Source organism: Micromonospora citrea, assembly GCF_900090315.1.
In the GTDB taxonomy this organism is placed as follows: domain Bacteria; phylum Actinomycetota; class Actinomycetes; order Mycobacteriales; family Micromonosporaceae; genus Micromonospora; species Micromonospora citrea.
Window position 1 is genome coordinate 7,020,088 of sequence record NZ_FMHZ01000002.1, and the last position, 17,921, is coordinate 7,038,008.

A 17,921-nucleotide genomic window follows, 5' to 3' on the forward strand; every position below is an offset into this window, starting at 1 on the left:
ACCGACGCGCGGGACGATCCCCACCCGTCGGCTCGGTGTCTCAGAAGGGTCAGCTGATGGCACTCCTGACGAGGGCGGCGATGGTGTCCGCCGCTTCGTCGCCGAGTTCGGTCACGCCGTAGGACGTGGGCCACAGGCCGCGGCCGGCGGCGAGGTTGGCCTCGGCGGTGAAGCTGAAGGTGGAGTAGGGCTGCTTGTCCGCGTGCCCGCTGCGGAAGAAGCACACGACCTTGCCCTTCCGGGCGTAGGCCGGCTGTCCGTACCACAGCTTCGGCGACAGCTCCGGGGCGTTGGCGGTGACGATGGCGTGGACGCGTTCGGCCAGCGCGCGGTCCGACGGCTCCATCTCCGCGATCTTCGCCAGCACGTCGAGTTCCTCGGCGGCTGCCTTGTCGCGGCGACCGCGGCTCGCCTCCCTCTTCAGCTCCGCGGCGCGCTGCCTCATGGCGGCGCGCTCGTCCTCGGAGAAGCCGGCGGCGCCTGCCCCGCTCCTCGCACTGCTGCTGGTGCCCATCGCGTCACTCCTGGTCGTTGCCGGTGGATGGTGGCGACGCTAACCGTGCCCTGGATGCCGGTGCTTCTCGATTCCTGACCGGTGCGTCGCCCCCGCGCCTCGGGGACACGCCGCACCCGCCACGCCGGCGTGGCGGGTGCGGGGGTGCGACGATGGCGTGCGTGGGTGTCGGGCGTGCGGAGGCGCAGCGGCTGCGCGACGTCGCCGTGATCCGCCGGGTCCGCGACCGGATCGACCGCGAGTACGCCAGGCCGCTGAACCTCGAGGCGCTGGCCCGTGGGGCGCACCTGTCGGTCGGGCACCTGAGCCGGGAGTTCCGCCGCGTCTACGGCGAGTCCCCGTACTCGTACCTGATGACCCGGCGGATCGAGCGGGCGATGACGCTGCTGCGCCGCGGCGACCTCAGCGTCACCGACGTGTGTTTCGCGGTGGGCTTCTCCTCGCTGGGCACGTTCAGCACCAGGTTCGCCGAGCTGGTCGGCGTGCCCCCGAGCGTCTACCGACGTGACCACTCCCGGGCCGCGGCGGGCATTCCACCGTGCCTGAGCAAGCAGGTGACCAGACCGGTCAGGAATCGGAAAGCCCGCCCCGGCGGCGCTTCGTAACCTGACGGGCATGAGGATCACCATCCAGCACGTCTTCCTCCCGCACACCGATCCCGACGCCGCCCTGAGTTTCTATCGCGACGTCCTGGGCTTCGAGGTCCGCGGCGACGCCGGCTACGAGGACATGCGGTGGATCACCGTCGGCCCGGTCGGGCAGCCCGGCACCTCCATCGTGCTGCACCCGCCGGCGGCCGACCCGGGCATCACCGACGAGGAGCGCGGCACCATCCTGCGACTCATCACCAAGGGCGTCTACACCGCTGTCACGCTGGCCACCGACGACCTCGACGGGCTCTACGACCGTGTCCGCGCCGCAGGCGCCGAGGTGGTCCAGGAACCCGTCGACCAGGACTACGGAGTCCGCGACTGCGCCTTCCGTGATCCCGCCGGCAACCTCGTCCGCGTCACCGGCGCACCCGCCTGAGCCCGCCGGCACGAGGGTGTCGGCACTGTCCGGGTGAACCGCGCAGATCGAGCGAAGAGAGCCGGCGGGAGTTCTGATTGGTTGGGCTGGTGTGGGCGCCCCTCATCCGGGACGCGAGCTTGGCGCGCATGGCGCATCGCAGGACGGCGTGCTCTCGCCTGCGGGCGATGAAGCCGGCCACGCGACGTGGTCGATCGCGAGCCACGGCGCGGCGGCCAGGGTCGTGGGCGTGAGCCCGGCGAACGTCGCAACCTCCCGGTGCAGGTGGGACTGGTCGACGTAGCCGCTCTCGGCCGCAACATGGGCGGCACCGTGGCCCGCCGCGAGCAGGTGGGCGGCGTGGTCGAAGCGCACCAGCCGGGCGGCGCGTTTGGGGGTGGTGCCGAGCTGGGACCGGAAGCGGGACCACAGACGCTTGCGGCTCCAGCCGACCTCGTCCGCCAGGCCGTCGACCCGCACCCGCCCCCGGCTGGTGAGCGTCCGCCGCCAAGCGTGGGCGACCTGGGGGTCGACCGGTGGGTGGGAGCCCAACCGTCGGCTGAGGATGTCCGCCGCGATCGTGAAACGTTCGTCCCACGACGCGGCGGCGCGCAGCCTGTCCTCGGCCCGCCCGGCGTCCTGGCCCCAGAACTCCTCAAGGGCTGCCACCGTCCCGCTGAGCTCGGTCGATGCGCCGAACATCGCAGCCGCCGCGACCGGATCCAGCCGGATCTGGAGCAACTGTCCGGCTCCCCGGCCAGTTGCTCGGAGGTCGCCGGGCAGGAGCCCGACGATGACACTGCCGCGCTCCTGCCGGCCGTGGGTTTCATAGCTGACGCCGGCTCCCTCGCTCAGATCGACGAGCAGGGTGACGGACGGGTACGCGACCATGGAGATGTTCACCGAGGCCGGGGCACGATGGCAGAACCCGGCCATGCTGACTCCCGGCAGTCGAACCGACGGGCGCGGGACCGCGACGTCCACCCACACCCGGCCAGGTGACGTCCCGGTCGGCAACACGCGGCCAGTCTAGGCATCAGGGGCTACGGGTCGTCGACGGCCCCGTTGCCGTGAAGCTCAGCAGCAGTTTGCCGACCGTCTCGGGAGCTTCCAGCATGGGCAGGTGCCCGACGCCGGGCAGCAGCTCGACCCGCGCGCCCGGCACCGCGTCGTACCGGTGCGCCGACGACGGCTCCCAGCGGGGGTCGGCAGCGCCGAAGATCACCTGCACGGGGACCCCGAGGGCGGCGAGACGCTCCGGCACGCTCCGTTCGGCGATGTAGGCGGTGTTCTGCCGCAGCACCGTCCTCATCACGCGGTAGGTGATGCCCCGTACGTCGGCGACCACGTCGTCCGGGAGGTCCACCGGGCGAACGGCCGTCGCGCTGATCCCCTTGCGGATCATCACATCCGAACGCCTCGACCACACGAGCGGGCCCAACGGCGGGGCCAGCAGCACCCGAAGGATGAACGGCTGCCGCAGGAGCGCGTCCGGGCTTGGGCCGCTACTGATCAGCGCAAGCGATCCCACGAGGTCGGGACGGTGCTCGGCAAGCGCGGTGGCGACATAGCCGCCGCTGGAGTGCCCGACCGCGGCGACGTGACGAAGGCCGAGGTCGTCCAGCAGCGCCGCCACCTGGCCCGCCTGCGTGGGCACGTCGTACGACGGCGCGGGCGGGGACTGGCCGCAGCCCGGAAGGTCGACCCGGATGACGTGATGGTGGCCGGCCAGCACCGGGATCACCGGACCCCAGAAGCCGCCCGAGGCCCCCGATCCGTGGATGAGCAACAACGGCGGCGCCTGCCGCGGGCCGTCATGGACCACGTGCATCCCATGCGAGTGCTCAATGTCGTGTTCACTCATGCGAAGACTATGCGCGGCCGGCAGGCCGACGGTCTTGGACAAATGTTCCCGCGGCAGTTCGTCATGGCCGCCTTCCTCCACGATCCGGCCGCCGTCCAGAGCGACGACCGGACCGCCTGCCTCCGGGCCAGCACCGGGCGGCGGGTGAGCGCCGCCCGGGCGGCGCTCACCCGGCCGTGTGCGTGAGGACGGCGTCGGCCAGTTCCTCGTGCACCTCGGGCGGCAGGGTGTGGCCCATGCCCGCCACGATCATCAGCCGCGCCCCCGGGACCTGCTCGGCGATGAGCGCGCCGTGGCCCGGCTTGACCGGCTCGTGGCTGCCCTCGACGACCAGCGTGGGCGCCTTCACCTGGTGCAGCACGCCGACCGGCTCGAAGTCCGGCCTGGCCGCCGCGGCCAGCCGGTGGTTGGTCACCGCCGACAGGTCGCGGGCCCGCTCGTGGATCCGTTCCTGCAGCCGACGCGCCGCGTCCTCGTCGAACGGCAGCCCCGTTCCGTGCAGCAGGCGCTGCTCGGCGATCATGCTCTCGATCCGGGCGCGCCGGTCCTCGGGCGGCGGGGCGGCCATCAGCGCGCGGTAGAAGGCCACGAACTCGGGTGTCGGCTCGGGCAGGCTTCCCTCGGACTGTGGCTGCCCCAGCAGCGCCCGCATGATCACCTGCCCCTCGCCGCCGCCCAGCGGCGAGGAACCGATGACGGTCAGCGACCGTACGCGCTCCGGCCGCTCCACCGCGACGTACTGGCCGAGCAGCCCGCCCGCCGAGTGGCAGACCAGGTGCGCGCTGTCCAGGCCGTGGGCGTCCAGCACCCGGTACACGTCGTTCTTGATGTCGTCCCACGTGTACGGGTGCGCCGCGAAGTCGACGGTGTCCGACATGCCGGTGTCGCGGTGGTCGTACCGGACGACCCGGCGGCCCCCGGCGACGAGGCGGCCGACGAACTCGTCCGGCCACAGGACGCCCTGCGACATCGAGCCCATGATCAACAGGATCGGCGCGTCCGTGACGGCGCCGAACTCTTCGCTCCAGATTTTCACCTCATGCATGTGTCACAGCATGTCCCGTCCCGCTCCCGGTGCCTTCCGTAGAACTACCAGCCGCGCCAGTTCCGTACGGGAGCCGATGCCCAGCTTCGGATAGATCTTGTACAGGTGGTACTCGACCGTGCGCGGGCTCAGGAAGAGCTGGGCGGCGATCTGCCTGCTGGACAGGCCGTCGGCGACCAGGCCGGCGATGCGCAGCTCCTGCGGGGTCAGCGCGTCGAGCACGGCCGAGGGTGGGGCCTGCCCGCTCTCGCCCGCCGCGCGCAGCTCACCCTGCGCGCGCCTCGCCCACGGCCGCGCGCCCGCCCGCTCGAACGTCTCCCACGCCGTCCGCAGATGCGCCCGCGCCTCGCCCGGCCGCTGCGCGCGGCGCAGACGCTCGCCCAGCAGCAGCGCCGTCCTGGCCGCCTCGAACGGGTTGGTGTGCAGCCGCAACGCCTCGCCGAAGGCCTCCTCGGACGACTCGACCAGCCCTCGGCACCGGGCCAGCAGGGCGCGCGACTCGGGCGTCGCGGCGTGCGCCGACCACCGCGCGTACGCCGCCAGCGCCGCCCGTGCCCCCGCGTCGTCCCCCGCGCCCACGGCGGCCTCCACGCGGTCCGGCGCAGTCCGCCACACCACCGTGGGATGACCGGCGCCCGGTCCCGCCGCGGCGAGGGCGGTGAACCGGTCGTGCGCCGCCGCGTGGCGCCCCAGGCACAGGTCAAGCAGCGCCAGCGCGTACGCGGCGACCCCCGCCCGCAGACCCACCCGGTGCGGTACGGCGATGGCCAGCGCCTCGTGGGCGCGCCGTTCGCAGGTCTCCTCCTCGCCCCGCAGCGCCGCCAGCACCGCCAGGTTGGCCAGGTGCGCGGCCACGGTGTTCTCGTAGCCGGCCTCGCGGGCCATCTCCAGGCCCTCCTCGGAGACGGCCTGGCTGTCCGCCAGGTGCCCGGCGAGGCGCTCGGCGGTCGCCACGAACTCCAGCACGACCGGCAGTTGCCCGGTCATGCCCGACACCCTGGCCACCCGTCCGGCCCGGTCGACCATCTCGGTCGCCAGGTCCGACTCGCCCAGGTGGCTGGCCGCGGCCGCCGCCCACAGGTACTCCGCCGCCTCCCCGAGCTCGCCGACGCGCCCCAGCGCCCGCCGCAGCAGGCCCGGCCCGGCGGCGTCGCCGTCCAGCGTCAGGCCGATCCCGGCCACCGTGTCCCGCAGGAAACCCTCGGGATGCGCCGCCGCCCGGCGCCCGAGGGCGACGACGGCCGCCGTGTCGCCGACGTACGAGGCGGCCTCCGCGGCGTCGGCCAGCATCTCCAGGCTGTCGCCCGCCGTCAGGATGCGCACGGCCTCGGCGGCGTTGCCGCAGTTCAGCTCGAAGCGGCCCCGCAGCTGGGCGATCCCGGTGGCGAGGCCGGCATCCGCGCCGGCCTGGTCGCGGGCCTCGGCCAGCAGCGACTCGGCCTGCCCCGGGCGGCCACCGAGCCAGGCCGCGACGGCGGCGTCCTTCAGGCGGGCGGCCCGGGTGGCCGCCTCGGGGGTCAGCTCGGCGGCCCGGGCCAGGGCGGTGGCGGCGGTGCCGTACCCGCCGCGGTCGCGGGCCTGTCGCGCGGCGGCCACCAGCTCGGCGGCGGCCCGCTCGTCGCGGCCCACGGCGGCTGCGGCCAGGTGCCAGGCGCGACGGTCGCCCTCGGTGAGCTGGGCGAGTACGGCGTGCACGTGGCGGATCTCGGCGGGGGCGGCCGCCTCGTGCACCGCCGACCGGACGAGCGGATGGCGGAAGCGCACGCGCGTGCCCGACACCTCGGCCAGGCCGGAGGCTTCCAGCTCGGCCAGCGCCGCGCGGCCCGTCCAGGCCGCCCCCGGGCCGTCGCCGGACCGCTCGGCGGCCAGCCGGTCGGCGGCGCGCAGCACCACGTCGAGGCCGGCCTCCACGGCGGCGACCAGGGCGAGCAGCCGCGCCGGGGCGGGCAACGCCCGCACCTGGTCGCCGAACAGCCGGGCGCCACCGGGAAGCGGGTCGGGCAGCGGTTCGCGCCCGGCGAGCTGCGCGGGCGTCAGGCGGGCGGCGATCTCGCCCAGGGCGAGCGGGTTCGCGCCGGTCAGCGCGACGAGTTCCCGCGCCACGCCGGGCCGCACCCCGCCGCGGGACTCCAGCAGCTCGGCGGCTGCGGCCGCGGGCAGGCCCGGCACCTGCACCGTCCGGGACACACCCTTGACCGCGACGTCCCCGCGCACGGCGAACAACATGGCGATCTTCTCCGTCCCCACCCGCCGGGCGGCGAACAGCAGCGCGTCGGCCGAGGCCCGGTCGACCCACTGGAAGTCGTCGACCACGCAGATCAGCCCGTCCGGCTCGGCGGCCTCGGCCAGCAACGACAGCGCGCCGGCGCCCAGCAGGTACCGGTCGCCGGCGGAGCCCGCGGCGAGCCCCAGCGCGGCGCGCACCGCGTCGCGCTGCGGTGCGGGCAGCGCGTCGAGCGAGCCGGTCACCGGCCACAGCACCTGGTGCAGCGCCGCGAACGCGAGGTCGGACTCGGCCTCGACGCCGGTGGTCCGCAGCACGCGCATCGCGCCGCCGCGCGCGGCCGCCGCGTCGAGCAGGGCCGTCTTGCCCGCGCCCGCCTCGCCCCGCAGCACCACCGCACCGCCGGAGCCGTCGCGAGCCCGGGCGATCACCTCGTCGAGCGCGTTGACTTCCGCGGTTCTGCCGTAGAGCACGATCATCGACTGTAGGGGGCCCGTGCGTCGTCCCGCGCGCGCGGGGCGCGCTCACCGCGCCCCGGTGTGGCGGTGGCCCCGTCGCCGAGGACGATCCGCCACGACGTTCCCGGCGGCGGGCGTCGTGGGGCGGTGGCGGCGGGCGTCGTGGGGCGGTGGCGGTTGCGGCGCGGACGCCCCGGCCGCCGTCGTGTCGAGGTCAGCGGCCGGCGAGCGCGGCGCGCACGGGGCCGGTCTTCGCGGCGGCCTCGGCGACCTCGGCGTCGGGGTCGCTGCCCCAGGTGATGCCCCCGCCCGCCCAGACGTGCACCCGGTCGGCGTCGACGGCGGCGGTGCGGATGGTCAGCCCCAGGTCGACGCGCCCCGGCGCGACCCAGCCGAGGGCGCCCATGCTCGCGCCCCGCCCGACCGGCTCGAGGGCGGCGATCCGGTCGAGGGCGGCGAGCTTGGGGGCGCCGGTGACGGAGCCGCCCGGGCAGACCGCGCGCAGCAGGTCGGCCAGGCCGAGCCCGTCGGCGACCGCCGCCGACACCGTCGACTCGGCCTGCCACAGGTCGCACCAGCGGCGTACGGCGAACAGTTCGTCGACGCGCACGCTGCCGGTGCGCGCGACGCGGGCCAGGTCGTTGCGCTCGAGGTCGACGATCATGACGTGTTCGGCGCGTTCCTTGGCCGAGGCGAGCAGTTCGGCGCGGCCGTCGGCGGTGGCCGGCCGGGTGCCCTTGATCGGCCGGGTGATCAGCCGCCCGTCGACCAGCTCGACCAGGGTCTCGGGGCTCGCGCAGCCGATCGCCCAGCCCGGCCCGGTGAGGGTGCCGCCGTAGCGGGCGCCGGGCAGCGCGGCCAGTCGGGCCAGGGCGGGCAGCGGATCGCCGGCGTACGGGGCGGCGGCGTGCCCGACGAGGTTGACCTGGTAGACGTCGCCGCGGCCGATGGCGGCGCGGACGGCGGTCACGGCGTCGGCGTGTTGCCGGGGTGTCCAGCTCTCCGCCCAGCCGCCCAGCCGCCAGCCGGCCGGCGGTCCGGCCGGCGCGGCGACCGGGCCGTGGCCGTAGACGACCACGGCGACCTCCGGCAGGGCGGGTACGGGGTTGGCCGCGCCGGCGGGCGCGCCGACCAGGGCGGCGCCGGCGGCGGCGGAGACGTAGAGGGCCGCCCCGCACACGCCGGCGGGATCGTGGCCGGCGGCGGGCCGGGCCAGGTCGTGCAGGGGCAGGCCGTGCGCCGCCAGGAACTCCTGCGCCAGCGCCGCCGGGTCGCCGCCGTCGGCCGGACGCCACTGCCAGCGGGTGCGCTCGACGAGCCTGCGGCGGCAGGCGGTCGGTGCCGCCGGCACGTCGACCGCAAGCCGTGGGAGCGTTTCCATGCCGTCTGGCCCCTTACGCCTCATCCGTTCAGTGGATTTCCCGGTATCCACGCGCATACCTGCTCGATGCCGGCCGCTTTCGCTTGGTACTGTGCGTCACTGGTCATGTGAACCATGACACAGTGCCCCCACAGTCCGGAGATCCCGATGTGCCAGCACCAACCCACCTGCCCCTCCGCCGACGCGACCGACCGGGAAGCCGCCCGGGTCCTCGCCTGCTTCCCTGAGCAGGGCTGGAGCCTGCTCTGCAACGGTGTCATCGTCTTCGAGGACACCGGCGAGCTGCTGCCCGACGGCAGGACCATCGCCCCCCACCGCGGCCCGGCCCGACACGCCCTCGTCGCCTGACCTGTCACGCTCCGTCACGCACATTCTCGGCGTCGCCCCAGGCTAGTCCCCCGGTCGGGACATCCTCCGCCCAGGTCGACGCACCCGCCGGGGCGGCGACACCACCGCCCCGGCGCGACGCCACATCAGCCCTCGAAAGCCTCCGGCGCCGGGCAGGAACACACCAGGTTCCGGTCGCCGTACGCGCCGTCGATGCGCCGCACCGGCGGCCAGTACTTCCCGGCCCGGTCCACCCCGCCCGGGTACGCCCCCACCGACCGCGGGTACGCGTGCGGCCACTCGTCGCCGGACACCATCGCCGCCGTGTGCGGCGCGTTCGCCAGGGGGTTGTCGCCGGCCGGCCACTCCCCCGCACCCACCTTGTCGATCTCCGCCCGGATGGCGATCATCGCGTCGCAGAACCGGTCCAGCTCGGCCAGGTCCTCGCTCTCGGTCGGCTCCACCATGAGCGTGCCCGCCACCGGAAACGACATCGTCGGCGCGTGGAAGCCGTAGTCGATCAGCCGCTTCGCCACGTCGTCGACGCTCACCCCGGTCGCCTTCGTCAGCGGCCGCAGGTCCAGGATGCACTCGTGCGCCACGAGGCCCTTGTTGCCGGCGTACAGCACCGGGTAGTGCTGCCGCAGCCGCGCGGCCACGTAGTTCGCGGCGAGGACCGCCACGCCGGTGGCCCGGGTCAGCCCCGCCGCGCCCATCATCCGCAGGTACGCCCACGGGATCGGCAGGATCCCCGCCGACCCGTACGGGGCCGCCGAGATGGCCGGCCGGCCGTCAACGTGCGCGCCCAGCGGGTCGCCGGGCAGGAACGGCGCCAGGTGCGCCCGCACCGCCACCGGACCCACCCCCGGCCCGCCGCCACCGTGCGGAATGCAGAACGTCTTGTGCAGGTTCAGGTGCGACACGTCCGCCCCGAACCTGCCCGGCTTGGCGAACCCGACCAGCGCGTTGAGGTTCGCCCCGTCGACGTACACCTGACCGCCGGCGTCGTGGACCTTCGCGCACAGCGACGCGATGCCCGTCTCGTACACCCCGTGCGTCGACGGATACGTCACCATGATCGCCGCGAGGGCGTCCCGGTGCTTGTCGATCTTCGTGTCGAGGTCGACGAGGTCGACGTTGCCGTCGGCGTCGCAGCCGACCACGACGACCCGCATGCCGGCCATCACCGCGCTGGCCGCGTTCGTGCCGTGCGCCGACGACGGGATCAGGCACACGTCACGGTGCCCCTCACCGCGGTCGCGGTGGTAGGCCCGGATGGCCAGCAACCCGGCCAGCTCGCCCTGCGACCCGGCGTTGGGCTGCACGCTGACCGCGTCGTATCCGGTCACCTCCGCCAGCCACCCCTCCAACTGGGCGATCATCTCCCGGTAGCCGGCGGTCTGCGCCGCCGGCGCGAACGGGTGGACGTGCGCGAACTCCGCCCAGCTCACCGGCTCCATCTCGGTGGTCGCGTTGAGCTTCATCGTGCACGACCCGAGCGGAATCATCCCCCGGTCCAGGGCGTAGTCGAAGTCCGACAGCCGCCGCAGGTAGCGCAGCATCGCCGTCTCCGAGTGGTGACTGCGGAACACCGGGTGGGTCAGGAACTCCGACGTGCGCGCCAGCCCGGTGGGCAGCGCGGCGTCCACGGCGCCGTCGACGGCGTCGACGCCGAACGCGGCCCACACCGCCGCCAGGTGCGCCGGCGTGGTCGTCTCGTCGCAGGAGACGCCGACCCGGTCGGCGTCGACCAGCCGCAGGTTCACGCCCCGCTGCGCGGCCGCCGCCACCACCTGCGCGGCCCGGCCCGGCACCGTCGCGGTGACGGTGTCGAAGAACGCGACCTCCGCGACGGCCACCCCGCCGGCGCGCAGCCCGGCCGCGAGCCGCGCCGCCATCTCGTGCGTACGCGCCGCGACGGCCCGCAGCCCGTCGGGGCCGTGGTAGACGGCGTACATGCCGGCCATCACCGCGAGGAGCACCTGCGCGGTGCAGATGTTGCTGGTCGCCCTCTCCCGACGGATGTGCTGCTCGCGGGTCTGCAACGCCAGCCGGTACGCCGGGTTGCCGTCGGCGTCGCGGGACACCCCCACGAGGCGGCCGGGCAGCATCCGCTCCAGGCCCGCCCGCACCGCCAGGTAGCCGGCGTGCGGCCCACCGAAGCCCATCGGCACCCCGAACCGCTGGGTGGTGCCGGCCGCGATGTCGGCGCCGATCTCCCCCGGCGGGCGCAGCAGCGTCAGGGCCAGCAGGTCCGCCGCCACGGTGACCAGCGCTCCCACGGCGTGCGCCGCCTCTACCAGCGGCGCGTGGTCACGCACCGCGCCCGACGCGCCCGGATACTGCAGGTGCAGGCCGAAGAACTCCGCCGGCAGTTCGTCGCGTTCCACGTCGAGCACCCGCACGTCGATGCCGAGCGGCTCGGCCCGGCTGGTGATCACCGCGACGGTCTGCGGCAGGGCGTCGGCGTCGACGACGTACACCGGGCTCCTGCTCTTCGACGCGCGGCGCGCGAGGGTCATCGCCTCGGCAGCGGCAGTGCCCTCGTCGAGCATCGACGCGTTAGCCGTCGCCAGCCCGGTCAGGTCCGTCACCATGGTCTGGAAGTTCAGCAGCGCCTCCAGCCGGCCCTGGCTGATCTCCGGCTGGTACGGCGTGTACGCCGTGTACCACGCCGGGTTCTCCAGCACGTTGCGGCGGATCACCGCCGGGGTGTGCGTGCCGTGGTAACCCAACCCGATCATGGACACGGCGACGGTGTTGCGGGCGGCCAGGGCGCGCAGCTCGGCGATGGCGTCGTGCTCGGTGGCCGGCTCCGGCAGGTCCAGCGTGCCGTGCCAGCGGATCACCTCGGGGATCGCGGCGTCCATCAGCTCGTCGATCGAGCCGTAGCCGACGGCCTCCAGCATCCGGCGCTCGTCGGCCGGCTCGGGGCCGATGTGGCGGGCGGCGAACTGCTCTGCGGTCATGTGCGGCGCTCCCCTGGGGCGAGGTCGACAGGTCGGCCTCCCCCTCTGTCGCGCCCGCGCAGCGCTCCACAGTGCCTGCCCACGAGGTCCTTTTGCCTGAGAGGTTCCGGGGAGGATTTGCCCCTTCGGCGCCGCCCCTGATGCCTTCCGGGCGGTCTCTCCCACGTGGGTGGTACCGGCATGGTCAACGCTACCAGCGCCCGGTTGCCCGGCGGATGTCGTACCCCCGGGCGACGATCACCGTGAGCTGTGGAGGTGTGACAGATGCCCGAGTCCACCGAACCCGCCAGACTCCACGAACCCGCCAGATTCCACGAACCGGGCGGAATCCACGCGCCGCCCGGCGCCCGCGACGAGCCCCGAGGACCTCGGCCGGTTCTTCGTCGCCCGCGCCAACACCGGCGACGTCGACGGCCTGGTCGCCCTCTACGAGCCCGACGCGGTCCTGGCCACCCCCGCCGGCCCGGCCGTCGGCACGCGGGCCATCCGGGCCGCGCTCACGGCGCTGCTGGCCGGCCGGCCCACCTTCACCCCCCGGGCAGCCGCAGCCGACCCTGCGCGCCGGGGACCTGGCGCCGACCTCCACCCGACTCGACGGCGGCGGCGTCACCGTCGAGGTGGCCCGTCGCCGGCCCGACGGCACCTGACGGTGGGTCATCGACCAGCCCCGCGCCGCCGGCTGACCCGGCCCGCGACCTGCGACGGCGGGCGTCACCGCCGGGGTCGTCGCGGCCCGCCCCCGCGCGTCGCCCCCAGCGGGTCCTGCCGCCGGGCTTGAACACGGACAGGCCCGTCGCCGTCCAGAGCAGGGCGAGGAACAGCGCCATCGCGCCGACCAGCAGCATCCCGGTCGCGCCGGGTTCGGCAGCGGGGTCCGCCGTGCGCGCCGCCAGCTCGTCGATCCACGGGCCCTCGAAGGTGGCGAGGACGGGAAGGCTGAGCGCGATGACCAGCTTGGCCAGCACCCAGCGGTGCCGCACCAGACCCCAGGGCGTGCCCAACGACACCACCACACCGGTGACGATCGCCAGGAAGACACTCGGGATCGCCAGGGCGACGTTGAACGTGTCCATGAGCAGATAGGCGCCGTGCCGTACCTGCGGCCGGTCCGTGCTCACCCCGACGACGGACAGGGTGAGCATCCCCAGGGACACGCCCAACCAGCCCACGCCGATGCCGACATGCAGCGTCAACCACACCTTGCGCCACACCCGCCCGAGCCGGGGGAAGCGCGGCCGCAGCCCAACGGTGACCAGCGTCGACAGCAGCATGCCCAGCCACGGCAGCTGGTGGGCGAGCAGGAACAAGAACTGTGCGGGGACGAACACCAGATGGAAGACGATCAGGACGCGCTGGACGTGCCCGACGGCCGCCGCGCGGCGCAGCGCGAACCAGCTGCCGAACGACAGCGCCGCCGCCAGCGCGTACCCGAGCGTCGCGGCTGTCTGAAACCGGGGATGGTGACCGTCGCGCCGCAGCGCCACGAAGGTCGCCGCGGCGAGCGCGAAGACCCCGAAGGCGAACTGCAGGTTTCTGGGGCTGAGCCAGCGGCCGGGCCGTTCGTGGAGGACCATGCCGCCAGCGTCGCCGGCCACGCCGTGCCGCCACGTCGGCTGATGCGGGAAAGCCGCTGCGCACATCGGCGCTGTTTCGCCGGCGCCGGCTACAACTTTCCGCCGACGCGCCCACCCCGGCAGGGCGCCTACCCTGGCGGCACGATGAACGCGTACGACCCACATCCGGCGACGCGCCGGCTCCGTCGGCCCGCGCCCACCGACACGGCCGTGGCGCTGCTCGTCGCGGTGCTCACGGCGACCGGCGCGTTCGGGACCAACGACTTCTTCGGCCCGACCCTGGCCGGCCTCGACGACCGCGTCCCGCCGCCGTGGCTCGGCGTCCCGCTCGCCGCGACGCTGGGGCTGCTGACCAGATGGCGACGAAGACTGCCGGTCACCCTGCTCGCCGCCGCGCTGCTGGCGAACGCTCTCGTGTCGGCCCACGCGGCCGTCGCGGTCGCGCTCTACACGCTGGGCGAACGTCGCCCCGGCGGGCCCAGGGTCGCCGCCGCCACGCTGGCGTCCACCGTACTGGTCGCCGTGCCGATCTGGCGGTTCGCCGGCGCGGACGGCGCCATCCCGATCAGCATGGCGGGCTGTGTCGCGCCAGTGCTGCTCGGCCTCTACGTCGGCACCAGGCACGAGCTGCTGCACCGCATCCGGGAACGGGCGGAACGCGGCGAGCGCGAGCAGCAGCAGCGCATCGCCCGGGCCCGCAGCGACGAACGGGCGCAGATCGCCCGCGACATGCACGACGTGCTCACCCACCGCGTCTCGTTGATGGTGCTTCAGGCCACCGCGTTGGAGGCCACCGGAGGCAGGGACGCGGTCACCATCGGCCGACAGATCGGCGCGACCGGCCGGGAGGCCCTCGCCGAACTCCGCGCCCTGGTGGAGGTTCTCCGCAACGACGACGACGCGCCGCTCACCCCGCAGCCGGGCCTGGCCGACCTGGGCGTCCTCATCGAGGAGTCCCGACGCGTCGGCATCCCCGTCACCCTCGACGTGACGGACCCGGCCGGACAGCGACCTCCACTGCTGGTGGGACACACGGCCTACCGGTTCGTCCAGGAGGCCCTCACCAACGTGCACAAACACGCGCCCGGAGCATCGACCCGCGTACGCGTCGAGCAGACCCCGAACGCGCTGCGACTGTCGGTCCGCAACGGCCCGGGACGGCCGGTCACCGACGCGCCGCTGCCGGCCGGCGGCCACGGGTTGCTCGGGCTCGCCGAACGGGTGCGGCTCGTCGGCGGCGAGTTCACCGCCGGTCCCACCCGCGACGGCGGCTTCGAGGTGACCGCCGAGGTGCCGACCGGCCCTGGCGGGCAGCGGTGAGCGCACCGGCCACCCCGATCCGGACGCTGATCGTCGACGACGAGTGGATGGTACGCGCGATGCTGCGCACGATCCTGGAGGCGGCGCCCGACGTCACGGTGACGGGCGAGGCCTCCGACGGCGTCGAAGCCGTCGCCGCCGCCCGGACACTGCGACCCGACGTCGTCCTCATGGACATCCGCATGCCCCGGGGCGACGGGCTGACCGCGACGCAGCGGATGGCGCGCCTGACCCCGCCGCCGCACGTCGTCGTGCTCACCACGTTCGACCTCGACGAATACGTGCACACCGCGCTGCTGCACGGCGCCGTCGGATTCCTGCTCAAGGACGCCTCGGCCGCCGACATGCTCGGCGCGGTACGCAGCGCGGCGCGCGGCGACGCGATGATCTCACCCCCGGTCACCCGCAGACTGCTGCGGACGCTCACCGGGCCGGCCCCGCAGCGGCGCGGCGACGCCCTCAGACGGCTGGCCGTCCTCACCGACAAGGAACGCGAGGTGCTGGTCGCCGTCGGCGGGGGCCTGTCGAACAGCGAGATCGCCGCCACCCTCTACATGAGCGAGGCGACGGCGAAGACCCACGTCAGCCGGATCCTCGCGAAGCTGGGCCTCGCCAACCGGGTGCAGGCCGCGATCCTCGCCCACCGCGCCGGCCTGCTCGACTGATCCCCGCCGACGTGCCGACAGCCCGCGCCACCGCACCGTTCGCCGCCAGCCCGCTGTCCGCACCGGCGCACGGCACCGCGCCACCGGCGGCCCAGGCCAACGCCCGTCCGCAGCAGCGTGCCCGCCCCGGCCCCGACCGGACGGTGGGGACCCCCGGTCACCGCGCCGCCGTCAGCCCCACCGACACCTGCTCCGCATCGCCGGCACCGGCGACCCCCACCGTCCGGTCGGCCAGCGCCGGCAGCAACCGACCCAGCGGCGCGTCGACGGTCAACTCGGCATACCCGTCGCCCCGCGTCGGCCCCTGGTTGACGATCACCACCGGTATGCCGAGCTTCGCCGCCCGCAGCACGAAGCGGCGACCCGACATCACCGTCAACGACGACCCCAGCACCAGCAGCAGCCGCGCCCGCTCCACCATGTCGAAACAGCGGGCCACCCGCGGCGCCGGCACGGTCTCACCGAAGAACACCACGTCGGGCTTGAGCATGCCGCCGCGGCACAACGCGCAGTCGACCGTACGGAACCGGGCCACCGCGTCGTCGGCGAGATCCACGTCGCCGTCCGGGTTCACCGCCGCGACCCGCGCGTCGAACCCCGGATTGGCCTCCCGCAGCCGCCGGTCCAGCTCCTCCCGCGACGTCTGGTTGCCGCAGTCCAGGCACACCACCTCGTCAAGGCGGCCGTGCAGCTCCACCACCCGCGGACTGCCCGCCGCGGTGTGCAGCCCGTCGACGTTCTGCGTGATCACCCCGTCGACCAGGCCACCGCGCTGCAACCGGGCCACCGCCCGGTGCCCGTCGTTCGGCGCCGCCCGCGCGATCACCCGCCACCCCAGGTGGCTGCGCGCCCAGTAGCGCCGCCGCGCCTGCGCGTCCCGCGTGAACACCTGGTTCGTCATCGGGGTGTGCCGCCGCGCCGCACCGCTGGGCCCCCGATAGTCCGGGATGCCCGACTCGGTGGACAGGCCCGCGCCGCTCAACACCACGACACCACCGCCGGCCACCAGGCCGGCCACCGCGTCGATCGTCTCCGTCACCCGTCCATGCTGCCTCAGCGACCCGCCCCCGGCGAACACCGGCGACCCCGGACACCGCCGCCCGGCGGCGACTAGGTTGGCAGGTATGCGCGTCGTCATCGCCGGAGGCCACGGCAAGATCGCCCAGTTGACCCACCGGGAACTCGCCGGGCGCGGCGACACCGCCGTCGGTCTCATCCGCAACCCCGACCACGCGGCCGCGCTCACCGCCGCCGGCGCCCACCCCGTCGTCGCCGACCTGGAACACGTCGGCGTCGACGAACTCGCCGGCCACCTCGACGGCGCCGATGCGGTGATCTTCGCCGCCGGCGCCGGTCCCGGCAGCGGCGCCGCCCGCAAGGACACCGTCGACCGAGGCGCCGCCGTGCTGCTCGCCGACGCCGCCGAACGCGCCGGAGTCCGCCGCTACCTGCTGGTCTCCTCCGTCGGCGTGGAGAACGAGCCGCCCGCCGGCACCGACGAGGTGTTCGCCGCCTACCTGCGGGCCAAGAAGGCCGCCGAGGACGACCTCACCCGCCGCGACCTCGACTGGACGGTGCTGCGACCCGGCCGGCTCACCGACGACCCGCCCGCCGGGCGGATCACCCTCGCCCGGCACGCACCCGCCGGCGCGGTCACCCGCACCGACGTCGCCCGCGTGCTGGTGGCCCTGCTCCACGCGCCCCGCACCGCCGGACTGATCCTGGAACTCGTCGGCGGCGAGACCCCGATCGCCGACGCCGTGGCCGCCACGACCGCCCGCTGACCCGCCAACCGCAGAACGGGCACACGCCGTGGTCCGCCACGACCGGCCGACGCCGGGCTGGCACACTTTCCGATCATGCAGGAACCGACGAAGACGACGCCGGTCGCCGTGGTGACCGGCGCCAACCGGGGCATCGGCAAGGCAGTCGCCGCCCAGCTGGCCCGCGACGGATACCGGACGGTCCTCGCCGTCCGCGACCCCGCTCGCGGCCGCGCCGCAGCCCGAGAACTCCCCGCGCAGGCCACCGTCGAGCAGCTCGACGTCGCCGACGCCGACAGCGTCGCCCGCTTCGCGCGGCGGCTGCGCGACCGGTACGGCCGGGTGGACGTCCTGGTCAACAACGCCGCCGTCAACTACGACACCTGGCAGGACCCGCTCGGCGCCGACCTGGACCTCGTCCGCGACACCCTGGACGTCAACGCCATCGGCGCCTGGCGGGTCAGCCAGGCACTGGCACCACTGATGCGCCGCCACAGCCCCGGCCGGCGCATCGTCAACGTCTCCAGCGAAAGCGGCTCACTGACCGACATGCACGCCGCCACCCCCGCGTACGCGATGTCCAAGGCCGCCCTCAACGCCCTGACCCGGCTGCTCGCCGCGCAACTCGCCCCCGACGGCATCCTCGTCAACTCCGTCTGCCCCGGATGGGTGGCCACCGACATGGGCGGCCCCACCGCGCCCCGCACCCCCGCCCAGGGCGCCGCCAGCGTCCTGTGGGCGGTACGGATCCCCGACGACGGCCCCACCGGCGGGTTCTTCCGGGACGGACAGCCACTGCCCTGGTGACA

Annotated in this window: 16 protein-coding genes, 1 pseudogene and 1 riboswitch; of the genes and pseudogenes, 8 read left to right on the forward strand and 9 right to left on the reverse strand. The window is 74.6% G+C overall.

What is annotated here, in order from left to right:
- Window positions 1-49: 49 nt before the first annotated feature.
- Window positions 50-514 carry a DUF1801 domain-containing protein gene (locus GA0070606_RS31180; RefSeq protein ID WP_091106917.1) on the reverse strand — a complete coding sequence of 155 codons (465 nt, stop codon included), beginning with the start codon at window positions 512-514 and terminating at the stop codon, window positions 50-52.
- Window positions 515-675: 161 nt separating this feature from the next.
- Here GA0070606_RS31180 and GA0070606_RS31185 point away from each other — a divergent pair, with 161 nt between their 5' ends.
- Together GA0070606_RS31185 and GA0070606_RS31190 are read left to right on the forward strand one after the other, a co-directional pair.
- The gene (locus GA0070606_RS31185) at window positions 676-1,119 is read left to right on the forward strand and encodes a helix-turn-helix transcriptional regulator (protein ID WP_245724888.1); all 444 of its coding nucleotides are present in this window, start codon (window positions 676-678) and stop codon (window positions 1,117-1,119) included.
- A 10-nt stretch (window positions 1,120-1,129) separates the two neighbouring features.
- On the forward strand, window positions 1,130-1,543 hold the full coding sequence (locus GA0070606_RS31190) for a VOC family protein (protein WP_091106921.1): 414 nt from the start codon (window positions 1,130-1,132) through the stop codon (window positions 1,541-1,543).
- Window positions 1,544-1,645: 102 nt separating this feature from the next.
- On the opposite strand, the gene GA0070606_RS31195 is transcribed toward GA0070606_RS31190, so the two are convergent.
- The 5 genes from GA0070606_RS31195 to GA0070606_RS31215 all read right to left on the reverse strand — a co-directional run bounded on the left by GA0070606_RS31195 (window position 1,646) and on the right by GA0070606_RS31215 (window position 8,551).
- Complete coding sequence (locus GA0070606_RS31195; protein WP_091108454.1) at window positions 1,646-2,458, reverse strand: AraC family transcriptional regulator; 813 nt, start codon at window positions 2,456-2,458, stop codon at window positions 1,646-1,648.
- A gap of 100 nt (window positions 2,459-2,558) precedes the next feature.
- Window positions 2,559-3,467, reverse strand: a complete 909-nt coding sequence (locus tag GA0070606_RS31200) for an alpha/beta fold hydrolase (protein WP_245724889.1) — start codon at window positions 3,465-3,467, stop codon at window positions 2,559-2,561.
- 85 nt (window positions 3,468-3,552) lie between these two features.
- Window positions 3,553-4,431: an alpha/beta fold hydrolase gene (locus tag GA0070606_RS31205; protein WP_091106923.1), complete on the reverse strand. Its 879-nt coding sequence runs from the start codon at window positions 4,429-4,431 to the stop codon at window positions 3,553-3,555.
- Window positions 4,432-4,434: 3 nt separating this feature from the next.
- The gene (locus GA0070606_RS31210) at window positions 4,435-7,128 is read right to left on the reverse strand and encodes a helix-turn-helix transcriptional regulator (RefSeq protein ID WP_091108457.1); all 2,694 of its coding nucleotides are present in this window, start codon (window positions 7,126-7,128) and stop codon (window positions 4,435-4,437) included.
- A gap of 199 nt (window positions 7,129-7,327) precedes the next feature.
- Complete coding sequence (locus GA0070606_RS31215; RefSeq protein ID WP_091106925.1) at window positions 7,328-8,551, reverse strand: chorismate-binding protein; 1,224 nt, start codon at window positions 8,549-8,551, stop codon at window positions 7,328-7,330.
- A 90-nt stretch (window positions 8,552-8,641) separates the two neighbouring features.
- On the opposite strand from GA0070606_RS31215, the gene GA0070606_RS31220 reads away from it, so the two are divergent.
- The gene (locus tag GA0070606_RS31220; protein ID WP_013286363.1) at window positions 8,642-8,842 is read left to right on the forward strand and encodes a DUF5999 family protein; all 201 of its coding nucleotides are present in this window, start codon (window positions 8,642-8,644) and stop codon (window positions 8,840-8,842) included.
- Window positions 8,843-8,967: 125 nt separating this feature from the next.
- Here the strand turns inward: GA0070606_RS31220 and gcvP are convergent, their stop codons facing one another.
- Entirely contained in the window at window positions 8,968-11,790 is a 2,823-nt protein-coding gene (gene gcvP, locus GA0070606_RS31225; RefSeq protein ID WP_091106927.1) for an aminomethyl-transferring glycine dehydrogenase, read from the reverse strand.
- A gap of 74 nt (window positions 11,791-11,864) precedes the next feature.
- Window positions 11,865-11,964, reverse strand: a riboswitch (glycine riboswitch).
- Here gcvP and GA0070606_RS34105 point away from each other — a divergent pair.
- Window positions 11,960-12,283, forward strand: a pseudogene (locus GA0070606_RS34105) (YybH family protein); the annotation flags it as partial. Its footprint overlaps the riboswitch before it by 5 nt.
- Before the next feature lie 34 nt (window positions 12,284-12,317).
- Here the strand turns inward: GA0070606_RS34105 and GA0070606_RS34110 are convergent.
- A complete protein-coding gene (locus GA0070606_RS34110) occupies window positions 12,318-13,364 on the reverse strand; it encodes a hypothetical protein (protein ID WP_425413077.1) in 1,047 nt (348 codons plus the stop codon).
- A 144-nt stretch (window positions 13,365-13,508) separates the two neighbouring features.
- Here GA0070606_RS34110 and GA0070606_RS31240 point away from each other — a divergent pair, with 144 nt between their 5' ends.
- Both GA0070606_RS31240 and GA0070606_RS31245 read left to right on the forward strand, forming a co-directional pair.
- Window positions 13,509-14,684: a sensor histidine kinase gene (locus GA0070606_RS31240; RefSeq protein ID WP_091108459.1), complete on the forward strand. Its 1,176-nt coding sequence runs from the start codon at window positions 13,509-13,511 to the stop codon at window positions 14,682-14,684.
- A complete protein-coding gene (locus GA0070606_RS31245; RefSeq protein ID WP_091106929.1) occupies window positions 14,681-15,349 on the forward strand; it encodes a response regulator in 669 nt (222 codons plus the stop codon). Before GA0070606_RS31240 ends, GA0070606_RS31245 begins: the two co-directional genes overlap by 4 nt.
- Window positions 15,350-15,506: 157 nt before the next feature.
- Here GA0070606_RS31245 and GA0070606_RS31250 read toward each other — a convergent pair whose 3' ends face one another.
- Window positions 15,507-16,388: an NAD-dependent protein deacetylase gene (locus GA0070606_RS31250; RefSeq protein ID WP_245724890.1), complete on the reverse strand. Its 882-nt coding sequence runs from the start codon at window positions 16,386-16,388 to the stop codon at window positions 15,507-15,509.
- An 85-nt stretch (window positions 16,389-16,473) separates the two neighbouring features.
- On the opposite strand from GA0070606_RS31250, the gene GA0070606_RS31255 reads away from it, so the two are divergent.
- Together GA0070606_RS31255 and GA0070606_RS31260 are read left to right on the forward strand one after the other, a co-directional pair.
- Window positions 16,474-17,133, forward strand: a complete 660-nt coding sequence (locus GA0070606_RS31255) for an SDR family oxidoreductase (RefSeq protein ID WP_091106932.1) — start codon at window positions 16,474-16,476, stop codon at window positions 17,131-17,133.
- A gap of 75 nt (window positions 17,134-17,208) precedes the next feature.
- Window positions 17,209-17,919, forward strand: coding sequence for an SDR family oxidoreductase (locus GA0070606_RS31260; protein WP_091106935.1), 711 nt, complete (start codon window positions 17,209-17,211; stop codon window positions 17,917-17,919).
- The last annotated feature ends 2 nt before the right edge of the window (window positions 17,920-17,921 follow it).

Excerpts from the sequence above, each read along its gene's own strand:
- GA0070606_RS31180 (WP_091106917.1), bottom strand. The coding sequence starts at position 514 with ATGGGCACCAGCAGCAGTGCGAGGAGCGGGGCAGGCGCCGCCGGCTTC.
- GA0070606_RS31190 (WP_091106921.1), top strand. The coding sequence starts at position 1,130 with ATGAGGATCACCATCCAGCACGTCTTCCTCCCGCACACCGATCCCGAC.
- GA0070606_RS31195 (WP_091108454.1), bottom strand. The coding sequence starts at position 2,458 with ATGGCCGGGTTCTGCCATCGTGCCCCGGCCTCGGTGAACATCTCCATG.
- GA0070606_RS31205 (WP_091106923.1), bottom strand. The coding sequence starts at position 4,431 with ATGCATGAGGTGAAAATCTGGAGCGAAGAGTTCGGCGCCGTCACGGAC.
- GA0070606_RS31215 (WP_091106925.1), bottom strand. The coding sequence starts at position 8,551 with ATGCGCGTGGATACCGGGAAATCCACTGAACGGATGAGGCGTAAGGGG.
- GA0070606_RS31220 (WP_013286363.1), top strand. The coding sequence starts at position 8,642 with ATGTGCCAGCACCAACCCACCTGCCCCTCCGCCGACGCGACCGACCGG.
- gcvP (WP_091106927.1), bottom strand. The coding sequence starts at position 11,790 with ATGACCGCAGAGCAGTTCGCCGCCCGCCACATCGGCCCCGAGCCGGCC.
- GA0070606_RS34110 (WP_425413077.1), bottom strand. The coding sequence starts at position 13,364 with ATGGTCCTCCACGAACGGCCCGGCCGCTGGCTCAGCCCCAGAAACCTG.
- GA0070606_RS31240 (WP_091108459.1), top strand. The coding sequence starts at position 13,509 with ATGAACGCGTACGACCCACATCCGGCGACGCGCCGGCTCCGTCGGCCC.
- GA0070606_RS31255 (WP_091106932.1), top strand. The coding sequence starts at position 16,474 with ATGCGCGTCGTCATCGCCGGAGGCCACGGCAAGATCGCCCAGTTGACC.
- GA0070606_RS31260 (WP_091106935.1), top strand. The coding sequence starts at position 17,209 with ATGCAGGAACCGACGAAGACGACGCCGGTCGCCGTGGTGACCGGCGCC.